This window comes from Streptomyces albipurpureus, from assembly GCF_023701525.1.
GTDB lineage: Bacteria > Actinomycetota > Actinomycetes > Streptomycetales > Streptomycetaceae > Streptomyces > Streptomyces albipurpureus.
On the sequence record NZ_JAMQAW010000104.1, the window covers coordinates 39,849 to 59,475 of the forward strand.

Annotated in this window: 18 protein-coding genes and 1 pseudogene; 10 read left to right on the plus strand and 9 right to left on the minus strand. The window is 68.3% G+C overall.

Annotated elements, in window-relative coordinates; genetic code table 11:
* Positions 1-114: 114 nt before the first annotated feature.
* On the plus strand, positions 115-1,431 hold the full coding sequence (locus NBG84_RS39240) for an MDR family MFS transporter (protein WP_250924519.1): 1,317 nt from the start codon (positions 115-117) through the stop codon (positions 1,429-1,431).
* A gap of 97 nt (positions 1,432-1,528) precedes the next feature.
* On the opposite strand, the gene NBG84_RS39245 is transcribed toward NBG84_RS39240, so the two are convergent.
* From NBG84_RS39245 to mshA, 4 genes are all read right to left on the minus strand, one after another.
* Positions 1,529-1,753 carry a hypothetical protein gene (locus NBG84_RS39245; protein WP_250924520.1) on the minus strand — a complete coding sequence of 75 codons (225 nt, stop codon included), beginning with the start codon at positions 1,751-1,753 and terminating at the stop codon, positions 1,529-1,531.
* Positions 1,754-2,068: 315 nt separating this feature from the next.
* Positions 2,069-3,676 carry an MFS transporter gene (locus NBG84_RS39250; RefSeq protein WP_425608788.1) on the minus strand — a complete coding sequence of 536 codons (1,608 nt, stop codon included), beginning with the start codon at positions 3,674-3,676 and terminating at the stop codon, positions 2,069-2,071.
* Between the two features lie 235 nt (positions 3,677-3,911).
* Entirely contained in the window at positions 3,912-4,451 is a 540-nt protein-coding gene (locus tag NBG84_RS39255) for a type III secretion system chaperone family protein (RefSeq protein ID WP_250924521.1), read from the minus strand.
* Complete coding sequence (gene mshA / locus NBG84_RS39260) at positions 4,444-5,784, minus strand: D-inositol-3-phosphate glycosyltransferase (RefSeq protein ID WP_250924522.1); 1,341 nt, start codon at positions 5,782-5,784, stop codon at positions 4,444-4,446. Before mshA ends, NBG84_RS39255 begins: the two co-directional genes overlap by 8 nt.
* 314 nt (positions 5,785-6,098) lie before the next feature.
* On the opposite strand from mshA, the gene NBG84_RS39265 reads away from it, so the two are divergent.
* The 3 genes from NBG84_RS39265 (at position 6,099) to NBG84_RS39275 (ending at position 10,600) form a co-directional block, all read left to right on the plus strand.
* Positions 6,099-6,881: a class I SAM-dependent methyltransferase gene (locus tag NBG84_RS39265; RefSeq protein WP_250924523.1), complete on the plus strand. Its 783-nt coding sequence runs from the start codon at positions 6,099-6,101 to the stop codon at positions 6,879-6,881.
* Between the two features lie 264 nt (positions 6,882-7,145).
* Positions 7,146-8,276, plus strand: a complete 1,131-nt coding sequence (locus NBG84_RS39270) for a C40 family peptidase (protein WP_250924524.1) — start codon at positions 7,146-7,148, stop codon at positions 8,274-8,276.
* 980 nt (positions 8,277-9,256) lie between these two features.
* Positions 9,257-10,600 (plus strand): PP2C family protein-serine/threonine phosphatase, encoded by a 1,344-nt coding sequence (locus tag NBG84_RS39275; protein WP_250924525.1) that lies wholly within the window; start codon positions 9,257-9,259, stop codon positions 10,598-10,600.
* 27 nt (positions 10,601-10,627) lie between these two features.
* Here the strand turns inward: NBG84_RS39275 and NBG84_RS39280 are convergent, their stop codons facing one another.
* The 3 genes from NBG84_RS39280 to NBG84_RS39290 all read right to left on the minus strand — a co-directional run bounded on the left by NBG84_RS39280 (position 10,628) and on the right by NBG84_RS39290 (position 12,352).
* Positions 10,628-10,969 carry a DUF2516 family protein gene (locus NBG84_RS39280; RefSeq protein WP_250924526.1) on the minus strand — a complete coding sequence of 114 codons (342 nt, stop codon included), beginning with the start codon at positions 10,967-10,969 and terminating at the stop codon, positions 10,628-10,630.
* A 104-nt stretch (positions 10,970-11,073) separates the two neighbouring features.
* Positions 11,074-11,793, minus strand: a complete 720-nt coding sequence (locus tag NBG84_RS39285; RefSeq protein WP_250924527.1) for a hypothetical protein — start codon at positions 11,791-11,793, stop codon at positions 11,074-11,076.
* A 25-nt stretch (positions 11,794-11,818) separates the two neighbouring features.
* The gene (locus NBG84_RS39290) at positions 11,819-12,352 is read right to left on the minus strand and encodes a helix-turn-helix domain-containing protein (RefSeq protein WP_250924528.1); all 534 of its coding nucleotides are present in this window, start codon (positions 12,350-12,352) and stop codon (positions 11,819-11,821) included.
* Between the two features lie 270 nt (positions 12,353-12,622).
* On the opposite strand from NBG84_RS39290, the pseudogene NBG84_RS39295 reads away from it, so the two are divergent.
* The 3 genes and pseudogenes from NBG84_RS39295 to NBG84_RS39305 form a co-directional block, all read left to right on the plus strand.
* Positions 12,623-13,279, plus strand: a pseudogene (locus tag NBG84_RS39295) (MFS transporter); the annotation flags it as partial.
* Positions 13,280-13,310: 31 nt separating this feature from the next.
* Positions 13,311-13,832, plus strand: a complete 522-nt coding sequence (locus NBG84_RS39300; protein ID WP_250924529.1) for a YfbM family protein — start codon at positions 13,311-13,313, stop codon at positions 13,830-13,832.
* 556 nt (positions 13,833-14,388) lie between these two features.
* Positions 14,389-15,519 (plus strand): selina-4(15),7(11)-diene synthase, encoded by a 1,131-nt coding sequence (locus NBG84_RS39305; protein WP_250924530.1) that lies wholly within the window; start codon positions 14,389-14,391, stop codon positions 15,517-15,519.
* Positions 15,520-15,687: 168 nt separating this feature from the next.
* Here the strand turns inward: NBG84_RS39305 and NBG84_RS39310 are convergent, their stop codons facing one another.
* Positions 15,688-16,461 (minus strand): TetR/AcrR family transcriptional regulator, encoded by a 774-nt coding sequence (locus tag NBG84_RS39310; protein WP_250924584.1) that lies wholly within the window; start codon positions 16,459-16,461, stop codon positions 15,688-15,690.
* A gap of 102 nt (positions 16,462-16,563) precedes the next feature.
* Here NBG84_RS39310 and NBG84_RS39315 point away from each other — a divergent pair, with 102 nt between their 5' ends.
* The 3 genes from NBG84_RS39315 to NBG84_RS39325 are packed head-to-tail and all read left to right on the plus strand — an operon-like array spanning position 16,564 to position 18,480.
* Positions 16,564-17,523 (plus strand): ATP-binding cassette domain-containing protein, encoded by a 960-nt coding sequence (locus NBG84_RS39315; RefSeq protein ID WP_250924531.1) that lies wholly within the window; start codon positions 16,564-16,566, stop codon positions 17,521-17,523.
* Positions 17,516-18,280 (plus strand): ABC transporter permease, encoded by a 765-nt coding sequence (locus NBG84_RS39320; protein WP_250924532.1) that lies wholly within the window; start codon positions 17,516-17,518, stop codon positions 18,278-18,280. Before NBG84_RS39315 ends, NBG84_RS39320 begins: the two co-directional genes overlap by 8 nt.
* Entirely contained in the window at positions 18,277-18,480 is a 204-nt protein-coding gene (locus NBG84_RS39325) for a hypothetical protein (RefSeq protein ID WP_250924533.1), read from the plus strand. The genes NBG84_RS39320 and NBG84_RS39325 overlap by 4 nt, the downstream gene beginning before the upstream one ends.
* On the opposite strand, the gene NBG84_RS39330 is transcribed toward NBG84_RS39325, so the two are convergent.
* Positions 18,461-19,555 (minus strand): phosphotransferase, encoded by a 1,095-nt coding sequence (locus NBG84_RS39330; RefSeq protein ID WP_250924534.1) that lies wholly within the window; start codon positions 19,553-19,555, stop codon positions 18,461-18,463. The genes NBG84_RS39325 and NBG84_RS39330 overlap by 20 nt on opposite strands.
* Between the last annotated feature and the right edge of the window lie 72 nt (positions 19,556-19,627).

Consider the following 19,627-nt stretch of genomic DNA (forward strand, 5'->3'; position numbering starts at 1 on the left):
CCGTCTCGCTGGATGGTCCGCGTCAACTCCCTGGCGACCGGAAGTCAGCATATGTAATGTGCCCTATACCGATAGAGCTATTACATGACCTGATCCGGGCCACTGGGGGGATATATGCCGATCGCTCGGCTCAGACGCGCGTTCAAGGACTCCGTCTCCGGGTTGCCCCGCGAGTTCTGGTGGCTGTGGACCAGCACCCTGGTCAATCGGCTCGGAGGGTTCGTCGCGACCTTCATGACCCTGTATCTCACCCTGGACCGGGGCTACTCGGCCTCGTACGCGGGGTTGGTGGCCTCGCTGTACGGGCTCGGCGGCATGGTCTCGTCGATCGGTGCGGGGGTGATGACCGACCGGCTGGGGCGGCGCCCCACCCTGCTGATCTCCCAGGGCTCCTCGGCCGTGTCGGTGGCGGTGCTGGGGTTTGTGCAGCATCCGGTGGCCATCGCCGTCGTCGCCACGGTGGTGGGCGCGGCGACCAACGCCTCCAGGCCCGCCGTGCAGGCGATGATGGCCGACATCGTGCCGCCCAAGGACCGGGTGCGGGCGTTCTCCCTGAACTACTGGGCGATCAACCTGGGCTTCGCCGTCTCGGCCGTGGCGGCGGGGTTCATCGCGGAGTACAGCTATCTGGTGGGCTTCCTCGGGGAGGCCGTCATGACCCTGGCCTGCGCGATCTTCATCTATGTGAAGGTGCCCGAGTCCCAGCCGGGGAGCACCGACGCAGCGGGGCCGACCCGGCCGGCGGTGCCCGAGGAGCGGGTGAGCCTGGGCACGGTGCTGCGGGACAGGCGCTTCATGGGCACGGTCGGGCTGTCGTTCCTGATCGCGCTCATCTTTATGCAGGGGTTCGTCGGGCTGCCGCTGGCCATGGGGGCGGCTGGTTTCTCGGCGGCCGACTTCGGTCTGGTGATGGCCCTCAACGGCGTGCTGATCGTCTCGTTGCAGATTCCGCTCACCCGCTTTATCGAGCACCGCGACTCACGACGACTGCTGATCTTCTCGGCACTGATGGCGGGGTACGGCTTCGGGCTGACCGCGTTCGCCGGGTCGATCGCGGTGTACGCGCTGACGGTGTGCGTCTGGACGCTGGCGGAGATGGTGAACGCGCCGACGCAGATGGGCTTGGTGGTCAGGCTCTCGCCGGTGCGCGGCCGGGGGCGCTACCAGGGCGTGTACACCCTGTCCTGGGCCACGGCGGCCATGGTCGCCCCGGTGCTCGCCGGTACGGTCGTGGATGGGCTGGGGGCCCAGTGGCTGTGGGGGATGTGCGCGGTCCTGGGGACGGCGGCCGGTGCGGGGTACTGGGGGCTGATGCGCAAGCTGCCCCCGGAGCAGCCTGATGGCGAGCCGGCGGCCTCGGACGCTTCGAACGGTGAGGGGGCGAGCGGTGGTGAGAAGTCGCCCACCGCTGCCGGCTCCTCTTCTCTCTAGGACTCCTCCGCTCTCCGGGACTTCCGCGCTGGAGGCCTGGCGTGCGATCTCCGGGAAGAACGCGATGGGGCCCTCCTCGGCCGGGATGGGACAGTTCTCAGCCTCGTTGGCCCTGGACAGCACCATGACGCGGCGGGGCGGGCGCATGGTGATCGCCGAGGGTGATCGCGCCTGGACTGCCGGCCTGAAGGGCGGCCCCCGCGCTCGGAGTGTGGCCGGAGTGCTGCTGGGGGCCGGCGTGGGCCGCGGCGAGTCCGCCCGTTCCCGACACCAGGAGCGTGGCGAGGAGCGGGGGCAGGATGATGCGTCTGGTCCGGCGCATGTGTCTCTCCCTTTTCGGCAGGTGGGTGTGGAGCGAACAATCGCACTGTTCCGAGTCGGGAGTTATTCCTGATGACGGGTGATGGCGGGTAATTTAACGAAGCCGTACGCCTGCAAACAGAGTGCACAACAGGGTAGTTGCACACGGTACCCATATGAGGAAGCGTCATCTGTGGCCGAATGAGCGCGGTTGGCCTGTGCGACTCATGCGGTGGAGTTCACAAGCGGATTCACCGCCGACAACGGCATTGTGTTGCAGGTCACCTCGAATCGATGGTTCCGCATTTCCCCATGGCGCGCTCTCTACCCCTGCCCCTCAACCTTCGGTGGTTGTTGTGCCTGCCGTGACCCGGGTACCCGGGTGGGCCAGCGCGCACACGAACGCAAGGCCGAGGGCGATCGCCATCCCGTAGAACACCCACTGGTTGGCCTCGGCGAAGTCCATGCGCAACGCCTGGGACGACTTCCTCACCAATTCGGCGATGGGCCCCTCCCCCGCGGGCTCACGGCCGTCCCCGTGGCCGGTCACCGACTGGGCGACGTTCCGCGCGGCCTGCCGCGCCAGTTGCTCCGGCAGCCCGCGCGACTCCAGTGTCTGGGCCACCCGGTCGGTGGTGACATGGGCGAGCACGGTCCCAAAGACGGCGAGGCCCACCGCGGCCGCGTAGTTGCGCACGGTCTGGGTGATGCCGGTGACCTCGCCGTAGGAGGCGTTGATCGAGCGGTTCACCGCGTCCGTCGACGCCGGGGCGAGCAGAAAACCGATGCCCGCGCCGGCGAGAACCACATAGGGCCACTGGGCACTGAAGGAGAGGTCTGTCAGCTTTCCGGCCCACAGGGCGAATCCGGCCGCGCCCAGCGCGCAGCCGAGCAGCATTGCCGGCCTGGCTCCGCGCTTGTCCAGAATGCGTCCACCGATCTGGGAGGTGACCGCAAATCCGATGAAGAAGTAGAGGAGATAGAGAGCGGCCTCATTGGGGGTGGAGCCGAGGGACACCTGCGCGTACACGGAGGCGAAGAAGAAGAGTGGCACAAAGGCCAGCATCGCGAAGAAGAGCACCGCGGAATCGGCGGCGAAGGCGCGATCGCGGAAGACCTGAAGCTTGATCAGGGGATTTTCGGCGACACGGAGTTCGTACAGGCAGAAGATGACCAGGACGGCGAGTCCGCCGCCGACGCAGAGCCAGGTGGTGGCGGCGCCCCAGCCCCACCCGGACGCCTGCTGAAGTCCCAGCACACTGAGCCCCATGCCAACGGCCACCAGCGCCGCGCCCGGGACATCGAGCCGTTCGCGCCGTACGACGTTGGGAATGTGGGCCAGTACGGTCAGGGCGATCGCGATCAGCGCGACCGGCACATTGACCCAGAAGATCGCCCGCCAGGTCCAGGTGGTGAGCCAACCGCCCAGCAGCGGTCCCAACGCGGTGAGACCACCGGAGACACCGAAGAAGAGGGCAAGCGCCCGCCCGCGCCGCTCGACCGGGAAGACCGCGACGACCACGGCGAGGGCGGCCGGAAACATCAGCGCGGCACCCAGCCCCTGGGTCGCCCGGAAGATGATCATCCATGATTGGGCGAAACCGCCCGCCGGTACGCAGCCGCACAGGATCGACGAGACGACGAAGACCAGGGTGCCGACGAGCATCACCCGGCGATGGCCGAAGACGTCGGCCAGTCGCCCGCCGAGCGCGAAGAACGCCGCGAGGGCCAGCAGATAGGCATTGACCACCCATCGCATTCCGGCCGAGGAGAGACCCAGTTCATCGGTGATGTCGGGAGCGGCGATGGCGACGATCGTCTGGTCGATGAAGGTCATCGACACCGCGAACATCATGGCCGCAAGGGCGAGCCGCTGGTGAGGGGCCCGATCCTGTGGTGCCGCGGCTCCCTTCACAGGTCGCCCGAACCCGGACTCACCGGACATTTGACTCATGCGCAGATTCTGACCCGTACCGGTCCGGGGCGCATCAAGGGGCGGTCCACCAGAGCAAGATCAAGACAGTGGGCCGTCCCATCCCCGCCCCTGCGGGGTGCCCTGGGCCTGGTGGGACAGGAGGGCCCACCAGCATCACCGCGGAGGCTACGGCTCACCAGCCTCGCCACAGCGGGCTGGGCGAACGTCAGGCAGACCTGCCCCGTCCTGCTCCTGGCCCTGTTCCCTAGTCTTGGTCCTTGTCCTCGCCGAGTCCCTCGGGGGGTCCGGCGGGCAGCCCGGCGGTCAGCCCGGTGAACGCGTCCAGGTTCCTGGTGGACTCACCGCGCGACACCCGCCAGGCGTACTCCTTGCGAATGGCGGTCGCGAACCCCAACTCCAGCAGGGTGTTGAACGCCCCGTCCGATGCTTCGAGGACCGATCCCAGCAGTCGGTCCAGCTCATCGGCGGTGATCACCGAGAGCGGAAGCCGTCCGGTCACATAGACATCGCCCAGCCGGTCGACCGCGTAACTGACTCCATAGAGCTTGAGATTGCGCTCCAGCAGCCAGCGGTGCACCACGGCGGCGTTCTCGTCGGGATGGCGGATGACGAAGGCGTTCACCGACAGGGAGTGCTTGCCGATCCGGAGCGAGCAGGCCGTCGACAACTTGCGGGTGCCCGGGAGGGTGACCACATAGGAGCCGCTCGCCGGGCTCTCCCACTCCAGGCCCGCGTCGTCGAGCGCGCTCTCGATGATCCCTGCGGGCTGTCGTACGTCAGACATGTTGCGAGCGTACCCGGCGGCGGCGTTCGCACATCGCGGCGGTGTAGACGTCCGCGGTGGCCGCCGCGGCGGTGTCCCAGCCGAAGTGCTCGGCATGGCGGGCGGCCTCCGCGCCCATCCGGGTGACCAGGCCGGGATCGAGGAGGAGCCGGTGGAGGGCCGCCGCGTAGTCGGAGGGGTCATGGCCGTCGACGAGGATGCCGGTACGCCCGTCGCGGACCGCGACCGGTAGTCCACCGACCGCGGCGGCGATCACCGGGGTGCCCGCGGCCTGCGCCTCGATCGCGACCAGGCCGAAGGATTCGCTGTACGAGGGCATCACCAGGGTGGACGCGGCACGGAACCAGTCGGCGAGCAGTTCCTGGCCCACCGGGGGGTGGAAGTGGACGATATCGGCGATGCCCAGTCGAGCGGCCAACTTCTGCAGCCCCTCGGGCCTCGCCAGCCCGCTGCCGCTCGGACCGCCGACGATGGGTACGTACATCCGTGCGCGCAGGGAAGGTTCCCGCACCAGTAGTTGCGCGACCGCCCGTAGCACGATGTCGGGGGCCTTGAGCGGCTGGATGCGTCCCGCGAAGAGGGGGACGAAGGCGTTCTGGGGAACCCCGAGCCGGGCGCGGGCGGCGGCACGTCCATCGGCGGGGCGGAACCGGTCGAGATTGACCCCGGGGTGGACGACGGCGACCTTGGCCGGGTCTGCCTCGTAGAAGCGAACGAGTTCGTCGGCCTCTTCGGCGGTGTTGGCGATCAGCCGGTCGGCGGCGTTGACGATCTGGGTCTCCCCGATGACACGGGACGCGGGCTCGGCGACGTCACCGTCGGCGAGTGCGGCGTTCTTGACCTTGGCCATGGTGTGCATGGCGTGCACCAGCGGCACTCCCCAACGCTCGGCGGCGAGCCAGCCGACATGGCCGGAGAGCCAGTAGTGGGAGTGGACGAGGTCGTAGTGGCCGGGGCGATGCCCTGCCCAGGCCTGCATCACACCATGGGTGAAGGCGCACAGCTGGCCCGGTAGCTCTTCCTTGGCCAGGCCCTCGTAGGGGCCGGCGTCCACATGGCGTACGAGCACCCCGGGGTCGAGCTCGACGACGGGGGGCAGGCCGCCCGCGGTGGCCCGGGTGAAGATCTCGACTTCGATGTTGATGGCGGCCAGTCGCTTGGCCAGCTCGACGATGTAGACGTTCATACCGCCCGCGTCGCCGGTCCCCGGCTGGTGGAGGGGCGAGGTGTGGACGCTGAGCATGGCGATGCGGCGCGGCTTGCGGTGACCGCCGGGAAATCTGATGCGGGGAGCCATGAACGTGCTGGAGAGGCGGGAGACATACTGGCTCACCTCGAAGGTCCTCCTCGCTCAGGGCATGTCAAGCTGCGGCCACAGGCAGCCCTCCACCCGCCGTCAACAGCGGACCGACCTCTTCCATTTCCGGCGGATGTCCGCTTTACCAAATTATTACCAACGAGCTGAGCTCTCCGCAGCGAGTCGCCTTGTGCCGCTTTGGGGCGATTAGCTATGGCTCACTCTTCGAGGGGCCTACGGTCTACCGTTCGCCCGGGACGGGAGTCTGTCCAGAACTCCCTCATCGCCATCGGGCGGGCAGCCGGACCAGACGGCTCCGACCGCACACCACGGCGCATACGCTCGAACGCATGACCCGCCCCGTAGGCACCGCGACCCGCGGGACCACCAACCCCAACCGGCTGCGCCGGATGGACCGCTGGATCGCTGCCGTCCACGGCCCCGCGCTGCGCCGCTGCGATCGCCCGACGGCCGTCGACCTCGGCTACGGAGCCGCCCCGTGGACCACCCTCGAACTACTGCGAAGGCTGCGAACCGCCGACCCGCGCTGCGAGGTCGTGGGCATCGAGATCGATCCGGCGCGAGTCAGCGCGGCCAAGCCCTACGAACGCGAAGGGCTGAGCTTTCGGCACGGCGGCTTTGAGATCCCCATCGAGCCCGCGCCCGCCCTGATCCGCGCGGCCAATGTGCTGCGCCAGTACGAGGAGGGGGACGTGGCTTCGGTCTGGGCGCGGCTGTGTGGGCGGCTCGCCCCCGGCGGACTGCTGGTCGAGGGCACCTGCGATGAGATCGGACGTCGGCATGTGTGGGTGGCCCTGGGGCCCGGTGGCCCGCGCACGGTGACCTTCGCGGCCCGGCTGGGTTCCCTGGCTCGCCCGTCCGACCTCGCGGAGCGACTGCCCAAGGCGCTGATCCACCGCAATGTGCCGGGCGAGCCGATCCATGCGTTCCTCCGTGATTTCGACCGCGCCTGGGCGACGGCCGCACCCTATGCCTCACTCAGTGCACGGCAGCGCTGGATCACGGCGGTTCGCGCCCTGGGAACCGACTGGCCGCTGAGCGACGACAGCAGAAGGTGGCGTCAGGGAGAGGTCACGGTGGAGTGGGAAGCACTCGCGCCGCGTTCCGGGTGACCGTCCCGACGACCGGAGGTGCGCGGGCCGCGGGACGGCGGTGTGAGTGACATCGCCCATGGGCGCCATGGCAGGGGCCCTGTTGAGGGGTGAGCAGGGTGCGCGATGGGAACGGCTAGGTGGGAACGCCCAGGTGGTGCCGTTCGTCAGTGACTTCGGGGGATCAATGGGGTGACTCCGCCGCATGGAGGAACGCCAACACAGCATCACGACAGCGCCGACAGGTACTGACGGTCAATCAACTGTGTTACTGGAGGGGAAGGCGTGAATCGACGCCACTGTGCCACCGCGGCGATCGCACTGGTCTGCGCGCTGACTGTCCTGACGGCACCCGGCACGGCTTTCGCCTCTCCTCTCGCTCCTGGGCCACCCGCCGCGGCCCCCGGCGCGCCCCTGCTGCCGAAGGCTCCCGAACCGCTCCCGAGGGGCGGCGCGAGCGGCACGGCCCCCGCCGCGAAGAAGACGCTGGACGAGGTCCGCCTGGAGATAGAGGGCCTCTACCACCAGGCGGTATCGGCGACCGACGCCTACAACCTCGCCGAGGAACAGGCCAAGAAGCAGTCGGCGGAGATCGGGAAACTGGCCCAGCGAATCATCCAGGGCCAGGCCCGCATCGACGATCTCAAACTCCGTGCGGGAGCGGCCGCCCGCGCTCAGTACCAGAGCGGTGGGCTGCCCCCCGAAGCCCACCTCATGCTCACCGATGATCCTCGACTCTTCCTCGACGGCGCGAGCCGGATCAAGGACGGGATGAAGGCGACCCGGGATCTGATGCGCGAGTTGGAGCAGACCCAGGCCGACTTGGAGTCGTACACCAAGGACGCCGGCACCGAGTGGCGCAAGCTGGAGGCCAATCGCGTCCGGCAGGCGAAGGCGAAGAAGGAGATCGCCACCAAGATCGCCGCCGCGGAGGCGATAGAGGGCCGGCTGAAGACGGTAGAGCACGAGCGCATGCTGGTGCTTGAGCGGCAGGCCGCGGAGAAGGCACAACGGGAGTGGATGAGATCCACTCCGCTTCAGGAGACCGCCGCCGCTCCCGGGGCGGCGGCTTCCCAGGGCGAGACCGCGGTGGAGTTCGCCAGGTCGCAGATCGGCAAGCCGTATGAATGGGGTGCGGAGGGGCCGGGGTCCTATGACTGCTCGGGGCTGACCTCCCAGGCGTGGGCGGCGGCCGGGCAGCCCATCCCCAGGACCTCACAGGAGCAGTGGCGACAACTGCCCAAGGTCGCGGTGGAGAGCATGCAGCCCGGCGACCTGATCATCTACCACGCGGACGCCAGTCATGTGGGGATGTACGTCGGAGACGGGACGATCGTGCACGCCCCGCGCCCGGGACGGAATGTGACACTGACGGGTGCGGGTTCGATGAAGATCCTCGGAGTCGTACGCCCCTGATCCTGACGACACCGGGAGGGCTGATGTGCCCCGGAGCGGGCGCCGGTCCGGCTCCGGTGGTGGCCACGGTGGCGGTCGAACGTCGGCGCTCGCGGTGGGTGAGCATGCCGTCCGGGTGCCACCGGCCGGCTGGAGTGCTACCGGCCAGCGCCGGGCGGTGTCAGGCAGCGTGGGCGGTACGGCTGGCGCGGGGCGGTGCGGGGAGTGGCTGGAAGAGCGGCATCGGCTGTGCCCTCACGACCAGTTTCCTGGAGAGCCCCTGCCAACTACGTCTCGTGGACAAACTCGACTTGCGAACCACTCGGTCTCGCGAACGACACATAAGGGACGTTTCACGGCAGCCCCTTCATTGAGTACTCCCGCGAACCATCGCGCGAAGAGACCAGAATCAGCCATGCGTGGGCCGTCCCGGTGAAACAGTTGGGACCCACGAGGCTGGTGAGCAATCGCAGCGCCCCGTAGAGCGCCGAGCACGCTCGGTAGCCCAGGAAAGTCCGGGATGGCCCGCAGAGGCCGTTGGGAACACCGTGGAGGGCTGTTGAGACCCCTCCCGGCGCCATGGGAAGCCAGACGAACGGGCGGATGGCATCCCGAAGAGGGCCGCGAGCAGCACCGCGCGACAGACCGGCGCAGGCTGCTGAGACCACCCCGTCTCCTGCCACCCCACCTGCCATACTTCCCCCCTGCCCACCCCCAGGGCGGCTCTCGCATCCCGCTCAGGGGCCTGATGGCCGTCTCGGGGCCCGCCACCCGCGCGACAGCGACGCCCTGAGTCCCCCGCCCCCAGTAACCGAACGTGCCCGACGGGCGTGATGTTCGTCATGGAGCCCCGCCAACCGCCTTCTTATCCCGGTCAGATGACGCCACCCCCACCCCCGCCGCCATTCCGCAACCGCCGGGGCTAGCGCTATGGTCCCCGTCTGGCGGGTTGTCGAACGTCGTCCCGCCGTGCCCTCGGGGGAGGGAAGGAAACCGGATCAATGCCAGTACCCGTACCGCGGCAGCGGAAAGTCCCCGCCGCGGAGACCGCGCTTGGCGGCGCCGCAACCGTCGGCGCACCCACTGGCGGTGCTCCAGGCGCCAGCCGTACCGCTGGCGACAGCGTCCACAGAGCCAGCCTCGGCAGCCACAGCGCGCAGTCCGCTGCCCCTGCCGGACCCGGCAACACCGATCTCACCCTGCTGGTGATCGAGGAAGATCCCACCGGGCCCTTCTCGGTTCCCGAGCTGCCCGCCACCGCGGGCACTCGGGTACGCATCCGCAGCGCCCGCAACCTCACCGAGGCCGAGCGGCTGCTCACCGATGACGTCCACTGCGTGCTGGTCGATCTCGCCCTGCCCACCTCGGGCGATGATGCGTTGGCAGCGCTCAAACAGGTGCTGCGCCTCGCGCCACGGCACGCCGTCCTCGCCCTGACCACCTCGGACGACGCGGAACGCGCCACAGAGGCCGTACGCGTGGGGGCGCAGGACCATATCTTCCGCGATGAGCTGGACGAACGGCTGCTGAGCCGGACCGTGAGGTACGCGGTGGAGCGCAAGCGCGCCGACACCGCGCAGATCAAGTTGGCGGAGTCCCGACTCCGGGCCCAGGAGAACGCCCGGCTTGAGCGCGGGCTGCTACCGACGCCCCTGCTCGAAGGCTCGAACCTGAGGTTCGCCGCCCGCTATCGCCCCGGCCGCTCCCGGGCGCTGCTCGGCGGCGACTTCTACGACACCGTCCGCACCCCGGACGGCACGGTCCACGCCATGATCGGTGATGTCTGCGGCCATGGCCCGGACGAGGCGGCGCTCGGTGTGGAGCTGCGTATCGCATGGCGGGCGTTGACCTTCGCCGGACTCTGCGGGGACGAACTGCTGTCGACCCTCCAGCGGGTGTTGGAGCACGAGCGGGAGAGCGAAGAGATCTTCGCGACGCTCTGCACGGTCGACATCGCACCGGATGGGCGACGGGCGGGGCTGTGTCTGGCCGGTCACCCATCGCCACTGATCACGCGGGCGGGCCGGGCCGCGCAGTTGCTGCCGTACGAGAGCGGTGGCCCGGCGCTCGGTCTGCTGTCCAAGGCCCGCTGGCCGCGCCTCCAGGTGGAGCTGGGCGGGGCATGGAGCCTGATGATGTACACGGACGGGCTGATCGAGGGCCGCTCGGGCCCGGGCCAGAAGCAGCGCCTGGGCGACGAGGGCATGGTTCAGATGATCAACCGGCAGCTGGCGGCGGGACTGCAGGGCGAGGAACTGCTGGACTCGGCGGTGACCGAGGTGCGGGAACTCAACGGCGGAGAGCTCACCGATGATGTGGCGGTACTGCTGCTGAGCAGGGGCTAGCCCCTGCTCAGCGCCGGGCCGGTTCGGTCACCTACCGCCGTTGTACGGGCCGTAGGGGCCATCGCTGCTGGAACCGCCGCGCTTACCGCCACCGCCGCCCGCGACCTGCTTGAGGGCAGGGCGCACATCGACGAGGAAGACGATGGTGGCGATCAACCCGGCGATGGACAGGAACAGGATGTTCAGGAGCAGGTTCACCACGACGGTGACGCCGAGGAGGATCAACCAGAAGTTCTTCGTCTGCTTCTCAGCGGCGCGGTAGGCGTCCTCGCGCGCCATCGCAGCCATGACCAGCGCGGTCACCGACGACACCACGAAGACCAGGAAGAGCACGAGCGAGAGGGACGCGTCGAAGTTCTCGCGAAGCATGGGGAGCACCGCCTTGTCTGATATGGCACCTCGCCGCAAAGGTACCTGGAGAACGGGCCGGACACCCCAAAGGTGCCCGGCCCATTCTGACCCTACGCATATGCCTACTGGGCGGGCGGGGGCGTCTTCTTGGCCGCCGGCTTGCGGGCCGTGGTGCTCTTGCCGGGGGCCGGCGAAGCCTTCCGGGCCGCGGGCTTGGGCTGCGGCGCCTTGACCCCGTTCCTCACCTCGGTCTTCGGCTCCGTCTTCGGCTCCGTCTTCGGCTCGGTCTTCGGCTCGGTCTTCGGCTCGGTCTTCGGCTGCGAGCGGACCGCGGTCTTGGAGGGAGCGGACCTGGCAGGGCGGGCCTTCGCCGGCTGAGGCTTCGCCGGCTCGGGCTCGACGGCGACGGCGATCTCGGTGATCTCCTCGGCCGCCTCACCGCGCCAGTTGCGCACGGCCTGCTCGCCGTGCTCGGCGACCTTCTCGTAGGTCTCCCGGGCCTTGACCGCGTACTCAGCCGCGACGCCGACACTGCGCAGCGCCAGGTCCTGAGCGGTTTCGCTGAGCTTCCTGAAGTCGGCGTCGAACCCCCCGAGCACCTCATTGACCTTGGTCTGCACGGTGACCTGGGCCTCCTTGGCCTGGACGGTCACCTTCTCCTGCACGGTCTTGGGGTCGGTGTTGCGCACTGCCTCGATCCGCCCGGGCGCCTCGGCCGCGAGCTGCTCAAGGATCGCGGGCACCTTCCTGGCCTCCTGGACTGCCAGGTCAGCTGTGCCGGCGAAGAAGTAGAGGGGCTTGGGGTCGGTCAGGGTCTTGCGGAGGTCATCGGTGATGGCCATGAGGTTGGTCCTCCTGGGACGCAGATCAGCTTGAGGGTCGGTCGGACCCAGGGCCGTCGGCCGCGCTCGGGCCGTCGGCGGTGGGGTCCGGGTCGATGTCCATGCGGGTGTCCTCGCCAGTTCCGGTTCCGGTACCCCTGTGGGTTCCGGTACCCACTCCGGCGTCCTCGACCGCACCCGGGGCATCCGGATCATCCGTCCCCGTGGCGGTCTCGAATCCGTTCTCCTTGCGGAAGGACTCGTAGATCTGGAGCAGTACGGCCTTCTGCCGCTCGGTTATGGAGGGGTCCGCGATGATCACGGCGCGCGTCTCCAACTCATCCCGGTTCCGCTCGTCGAGGATGCCGGCCCGCACATACAGCGTCTCCGCGGAGATCCGCAGCGCCTTGGCGACCTGCTGAAGCACCTCCGCGCTCGGCTTGCGCAGCCCGCGCTCGATCTGGCTCAGATATGGATTGGACACCCCGGCGGCATCGGCGAGCTGCCGAAGCGAGAGCTGGGCGTTTCGCCGCTGCTCGCGGAGGTACTCACCGAGATTGCCGACGTTGAGTGATGCCATGGATCGATGGTGCAACATGCTTGCTAACTATTGCAAGCAAGTGCTTGCAAAAGTGTTACGCGCAACAGTTCGATATCGGCGAGGGCACCCATTGAGGCCCGCACCCGGCCCCCTACCCGGGGTCCAGTCAGGGTGAGCCCCATCTACATCCACCGGAGAGAATCCGGACCTCCGCCAGCGCGGCAGCCGCCCACCCGGGGCAGGGGGCTGCCGCGGCAGCGGGCAGACCCGCATCGGCGCCGGTCAGCCCTCGCCGTCCTCGCCACGGGGATGCGGATGACGATCCTCGACGGCAGCATCGTGACCGTGGCCATGCCCGCCATCCAGGACGATCCGGGCTTCTCCCCCGCCGGTCTCAGCTGGGTCGTCAACGCCTGTCTGATCGCGTTCGAAAGTCTGCCGCTGCTCGCCGGACGACTCGGCGACCTGCCCGGCCGCAAGGGGATGCTCCTCGGCGGAACCGCGGTGTTCACCGTGGCATCGCTCATCGCGGGCGCCGCCACCACACCCTCGGTGCTCATCGCCGCCCGCTTCCTCCAAGGCGCGGGAAGCGCCATGGCGTCCGCTGCCAGTCCGGGGATCCTGGTCACCCTCCTCACCGAGCCCGGGGAACGCGCCAAAGCCATCGCCGCCTTCAGCTCCACCGGTGCGGTCGGCGCTTCCCTCGCTCAAGTGGCCGGCGGCATACTCACCGACGCCCTCGACTGGCACTGGGTCTTCTTCATCAATCGGCCCATCGGTATCGCTGCCCTCGCCTTCGCCGTAGGCGCGCTCCCCACCGACCGCGGGCTCGGCCTCAAGGCCGGTGCGGACGCCATCGGAGCCGCCCTCATCACCCCAGGGTTGACGATCGTTATCTACGCGGCGGTCAAAGCCGAGGAGCGCGGCTGGAGTTCGGCGCACACCCTTGGGCTCGGCGCCCTCGCCCGCTGTCAGTGGCCCGCCTTAGCATTTGAGCATGAGCATGATCGCCGAGTATGTACGTGTGACCGCCGCCGAACTCGAACGGGCCGTCAAGGACCCGGAATGGGCATCGGACTTCATTGATGAGCTGATCGAGGAGGAGCTGAGCGACGAGGCGGATGAGACGGGGAGGAGCGAGCCGGCACAGTCCCGCTCCCTCGACATCGACACGGCCTGGGACGCCCTGGGGTTCCTGCTCCGCCGCAGGGACTTCCCCGTGGACATCACCCGGGGCGAGGAGTCGGTCCCCGGAGCGGACGACTGGGGGTACGGGCCACCTCGCTACCTCACCCCGCCGCAGGTCGAGGTGGCCGCCGCAGCCCTCGCCGAACTGACGGGGGAAGAACTCATCGCGGGGGTCACCGCACAGGAGTTGGCCCGCGCCGACGTCTATCCCCGGGTGCTCTGGGAGCGGGGCGAATCCCTGGAGTACGTACGCGAACACTTCACGGCCCTGGTCTCGTTCTTCCAAGCGGCGGCTCTCGATGGCAATGGAATGCTCATCTGGCTGGATTGACCCCCCAACGACCCAATGGGGCACAGCGACTCAATACCATGACATCCGGACAATGAGACCTTATTATTTCGGCCAGATCCAGATCGGATAGACCCGTCCGAATAGGGCGACACGCCGAGCCTGAGGCCCGACAATCACTCCCTCCAGTGGGGGATTTACCCCTTTCGCTAGCTATGTAGGCCTTCCCTGGCCCTAGCGAAGGTGTGGCGCACATCTCTTCCCTGGCTCGCTTGACCATCCGTCAGCCCACCGAGGTGGCCAGTAGACGCCCCCGGCGTGTCGCATTCGAGCCAGCGCGGCCAGCAGCCCGCCATCAGGGCATCTTCGGGCGCCAGCGGCGCAAACATGGGGCGCACCAACGGCGCAATTCCCCGTCGCCGATACACGCCGGAGCGAATAGCGGTCGCGTACAGACTGTCAGGCGTGGCGTGAAGGCCCCATTGGAGACCCCCTGACCAGTGAGTACTATGCGCCGTAGTTGATCAGTCGCGTGGTGTCACTCGACGCACCAGCAATGGGTGACACGCACATCACACTTGCAGAGAGGTGGCCGAAGGTGGGGCCAGAACTGACCGTTCCGCCGATCTTCTCGCCAATACCCCCAGCCATCCATCCCCGCCATGCGGCAATTGACGCCCAGACAGCCGCCTGGGCCGAGGCGTTCAGCATCGGCAATCCGGAGCTCCGTGCGCGGCTCGTACGCCATGACATAGGCACCTTCTCGGCCATGATCCTTCCCGACGGCCAAGAAGAGGTCGTCAGCATCCTGGCGGACTTCGTTCTCTGGCTCTTCGGCGTCGACGACGGCTACTGCGAGGAGAGTGATCTCGGCCACCGGCCAGGTGACCTGACGGCCGTGCTCCACCGCTTGCTACGGGTCGCCCAGAACCCCGACACAGCGCTACTGGCCACCGATCCACTCGCCACCGGGCTGCGCGACCTGCGTGCCCGTATCTCCCGCCACGGCACCCATGGACAGGCCGCGCGCTGGATAGACGCCCTGCGCGAGTACTTCTTCTCCGTCACCTGGGAGGCGGATCACCGCCGGGCCGGAACCGTCCCCGATCTCAACGACTACACCCTGATGCGGCTCTACGACGGTGCCACCACCGTCGTGCTCCCCTTGCTGGAGATCGCCCACGGCTATGAACTCCAGCCGCATGAGAGGGACCACCCCGCCACGCGCGCCGCAGCCGAAATGGCATCCTTCATCATCACCTGGGACAACGACATCCTCTCCCACCACAAGGAGAGCCGGTCTCGTGGCTACTGGCTCAATGTGCTGCGCGTACTGGAGCACCACCACCAGCTCAGTCCCGATGAGGCGTTGACCACCGCGGTGGCCCAACGCGACCGGGTGATGTGCCTCTACATGAGGCTCCACCAGCACCTCACAGCACACGCCAGCCCGCAGTTGCACCGATATCTGGCCAGCATCACCCACTTCATCCGAGGCGCACAGGATTGGGGCATCAGCTCCCACCGCTACACGACCCCGGAAGACCCCGCCGACCTCCCGACGACCTTCAGTGACGTCCCGACGGACAGCAGCGATCAGCCGCTCGACATCCCCGTCATCACCTGGTGGTGGAGCCTGGTCCCGGAGACCGTCGGTCGCGGGTACCTGGAGACCTCCGGTACGAGGGAAGCCCCGGCAACCCCGTCCCGGCTGGCCGCACCGGCCTAGTAGCGCTTCTCCAGCGCGTCGCGGATCGCGCAGCATCCGACTTCAGCCGGCCGGGGCCGCCCCTCAAGCAACCCGGATCACCGGGGTGGCCGTCCGTGGAGACACGGGCGGCCACCTGCTGCCCCTTGCCGCTGTCACCGCTCTGGCCTGGGACCCAACCCGCCCCGCTCAGCCCCCGCGTTCCCCGCTCCTCCTGGCGATCAGTACGTCCACTCCGTCCAGGACCGTCCCCAGCCCGAACTCGAAGTCGAAGTCCGGTTCATCCGCGCCGGTGAAGACCCCAGCACTGAGCATCCGCGCCACCGCCGGATAGCGCGCGGGGTCCGCCAGCCGCTTCAGGGTGCGCTCATAGCGGCGCATGACCTCCTCCGGCCCCGTCCCACTGGATGCGACGGCCTCGCCGATCTCCGTCAGCAGCAGCACCTCATTGCGGACAAAGCCGCTGACCAGCAGGATCACCGAGATCTTCGCGCCCTCGTCCAGCTTGGTCCCTTCGAGTGCGCAAAGGCCCTGCTCCCACCAGGCCACCGAGTTGGGGGTCGCGGGCGGGCCGGAGATGGGAATGCGCAGCACCCAGCTGTTGCGGCGCAGTGCCCCCCGATGCGCCCGCGCCCACCCCGCCAGCGCCTGCCGCCACCCCGCCTCCGGCGCGGGAGCCGGCGGGGGCGGGCCGACCGCCGCATCCAGCATGAGGACATAGAGCTCGTCCTTGGCGGCCACATACCGGTACAGCGACATCGTGGCGACGCCCAACTCCTTGGCGACACGCCCCATCGACACCGCGCCCAGCCCCTCCGCCGCCGCGAGCGCGACCGCCGCATCGACGATCCGATCAAGGCTCAGGCCGGGCCTGGGGCCTTTCGCGGGACGTTCACGCAGGCCCCACGCCGCCTCCAGGCTGGCGGGCAGGCCCGTCTGTGCGTCATCCCCGCTGTGCGTCATCGCCGCCGCCTCATATCGGTTGGGGCCTTCCCTCTTGACTCCCATCCTAGTAATGCGTAAGCCTTACGCAATAGAGCGTATGCCATACGCAGTAAGGGAGCCATGACATCGACCCCGCAGACACTCGCCATCGAAGCCGACGGCCTCACCAAGGCGTACGGCGAACTCACCGTCCTCGACGCCCTCCACCTCCAGGTCGAACGCGGCGCAGTCTTCGCCCTGCTCGGACCCAACGGGGCGGGCAAGACCACCACCGTCCGCATCCTCACCACCCTCACCCGCGCCACCGCGGGCCGAGCGCGGGTCGCCGGGCACGACATCGTCGCCGAGCGCTCCCGAGTACGCCGTGCCATCAGCCTGACCGGCCAGTTCGTCGCCATCGACGAGAAGCAGTCGGGCGAGGAGAACCTCCGCATGATGGGCAGGCTGCGCGGGCTGTCCCGCGCGGCGGCCCGCCGCCGCGCCATCGAACTGCTGGAACGGTTCGACCTCACCGACGCCGCCCACCGCAGAACCGAAACCTACTCAGGAGGTATGCGGCGCCGGCTCGACCTCGCCTCGGGCCTCGTCGGCGATCCGGAGGTCGTCTTCCTCGACGAGCCGACGACCGGCCTGGACCCGCGCAGCAGAATGGAGTTGTGGCAGTTGGTGCGGGAGCTGGCGAGAAGCGGCTCCACGATCTTTCTGACCACGCAGTATCTGGAGGAGGCCGACCGGCTCGCGAACCGCATCGGTCTCGTGGACAACGGAAGGCTGGTCGCCCAAGGCACGGCGGATGAGTTGAAGGCTCGGGTCTCCGGGCATCGGCTCGATCTCACGGCGGTCGACCCATCGGCGTATCTGCGGATCGTGCAGCGCACGGAAAACACATCGCGCCGACTCCACCACATCCCGGAGACTCTCACCATCGGCCTTCCCACGGACGGATCGGCCGCTGGGGTCCGCGCGTTGCTGGACGAAGCGGACCCGGACCGTTGTGACCTTCTGCGCTTCTCGGTCCATCAAGCAACGCTCGACGACGTCTTCCTCACCCTGACGGGAAAGGAGCCTCAGCATGTCTGACGTACTGGGCGGCCTGGGCCATGCGACCACCATGGCCGGCCGCAGCATCCGCATCAGCGGACGCAATCTCGACGCGCTCATCTCCTCCATGGTGCTGCCGGTGATGTTGATGCTGGTCTTCGTCTACCTCTTCGGTGGAGCGATCGAGACCGGCACCGACTATGTGACCTATGTGGTGCCCGGCATCCTGATCCTCTGCGCGTCCTTCGGCGGGGCGACCACCGCGATGGGGGTGAGCGAGGACATGAAGGGCGGAATCATCGACCGCTTCCGCTCCCTCGACGTGGGTGGGACCTCGATACTGGCCGGGCATGTCGCCGCCAGCACCCTGCGCAATCTCGCCTCCACCGTCCTGGTACTCACCGTGGGGCTGCTGATCGGGTTCCAGCCCTCGGCCACGGTCAGCGGTTGGCTGGCCGCGGCAGGCCTGTTGATCGCGTTCCTGGTGGCGATCTCCTGGCTCTCGGCGGCCTTCGGACTGCTGGCCCGTACCCCGGAGGCCGCGGGTGGCTTCACCTTCTTCATGACGTTCCTGCCCTATCCCAGCAGTGCCTTCGTTCCCATCGACACCATGCCCACCTGGCTGCATGGCTTTGCCGACCATCAGCCGGTGACCTCGCTGATCGAGTCCCTGCGCGGTCTCCTGCTCGACGAACCGGTCGGCACGGCTCCCTGGACCGCGTTGACCTGGTGCGCGGGAATTCTGCTGGTGGCAGTGGGACTGTCGGGTGCGCTCTTCAAGGTGCGGACCCGATGAACGCCACCCACGTAGCCATCCAGAAGCGGGGTCCCTCAGATGCCCGGAAGGCGGTTCCCACGGCCTGGTGGGGGCCGGGTCCCAGCGGTCTCGACACGGTCGGCTTCATCGCCGTGAGCGGCGATGACTCACCGGGCCCCGGTGAATGGGACCCCGGAGCCCGGCCCCGGGAGTCCTCGCTCAACCTCCCCGGGCCCTAAGCCAATCCGTGTACACGGCCATCACCTGCGGAAGGTTCGGCACTTCCCGCAGCCTCAGCGGCCGCCGGGCTGCCACCAAGGCGCGCCGAACCTTCCAGGCCGCGGCCGGCAGCCCGGTCCAGTGCGGATCGGTGCCGGCGCCCAGCGCCCTTGCCGTACGGATGACATCGGTGAAGACCGACTGGGTGCGCTTGTAGGCCAGCAGATGGGGCAGATCCCGCTCCCAACCACGCGCACTGCCCGGGAGCATGCTCTCCACCGCCCGCGCCCACAGGCCCCCGATGCGCTGTGCGTCCCGCCGTGAGTAGCGCATCAGATGCAGATGGGTGGCCAGTTCATAGAGCGGGTCGCCGATCATCGCGAGTTCCCAGTCGATGGTCCAGAGATCGCCCATGGTGTCGACGATGAAGTTGCGCCGGTGGAGATCGCCGTGAACCAGGGTGAACGGACGCGCGGTAAAAGGGCGCACGGGCGCTCTGAGGGCTTCAAGAGACACCCCGCGGACGCCCAATCGGTCGAAGATCTCGCCGTATTCGTCGAGTCCGTCCCGGTAGACGTGGTCCTCGGTGAAGTCGATCATCCGTTGGAGGAACGCCGTGGAGTCATCGCTGTCCGCACAGGGGCGGGCAGGCTCACAGGTGCGCGGCACACCGTCGAGTTCACTGGCCTTCACGGTCACCAACTCCTGGAAGAGCTGCATGAGTTGCCGCTCCTGCCGCGCTATCAAGGGGCGGCCGGGTAGCGCTCCGACGCTCGGCGGCGCCCCTTCGACAAAGCCCTGGAGGAAGATGTTCTCGGCCACTTCAACGGTGTCCGGAATCCGGGAGATCCGTCCCTGGAGCGCGGTCAGCAGACGGTCCTCGGAGGCGAAGCACCGTCGGTCGTACCAGAACACTCCCAGCCGGGGCGCGCGTAGTTTGCCGCGCTTGTACCGCGCGCAGAGCGGGTTGCCCTCGGGCAGCGAGAAGGCGTAGGTCTCATGGTGGTAGCCCTTGAGCGGGCCGAAGACCTCACCATCGCCGTTGCTCAGCTCGACGGCCTGTCGATGAGCTGCTGAAGCCGTCTCATCTGTCATCGCTACTGCCTCTGGTGCTCTTGCATGCTGGTGCCCGTGCTCGGTGCCTATGGCCTGGTTGGGGTTGCCGCA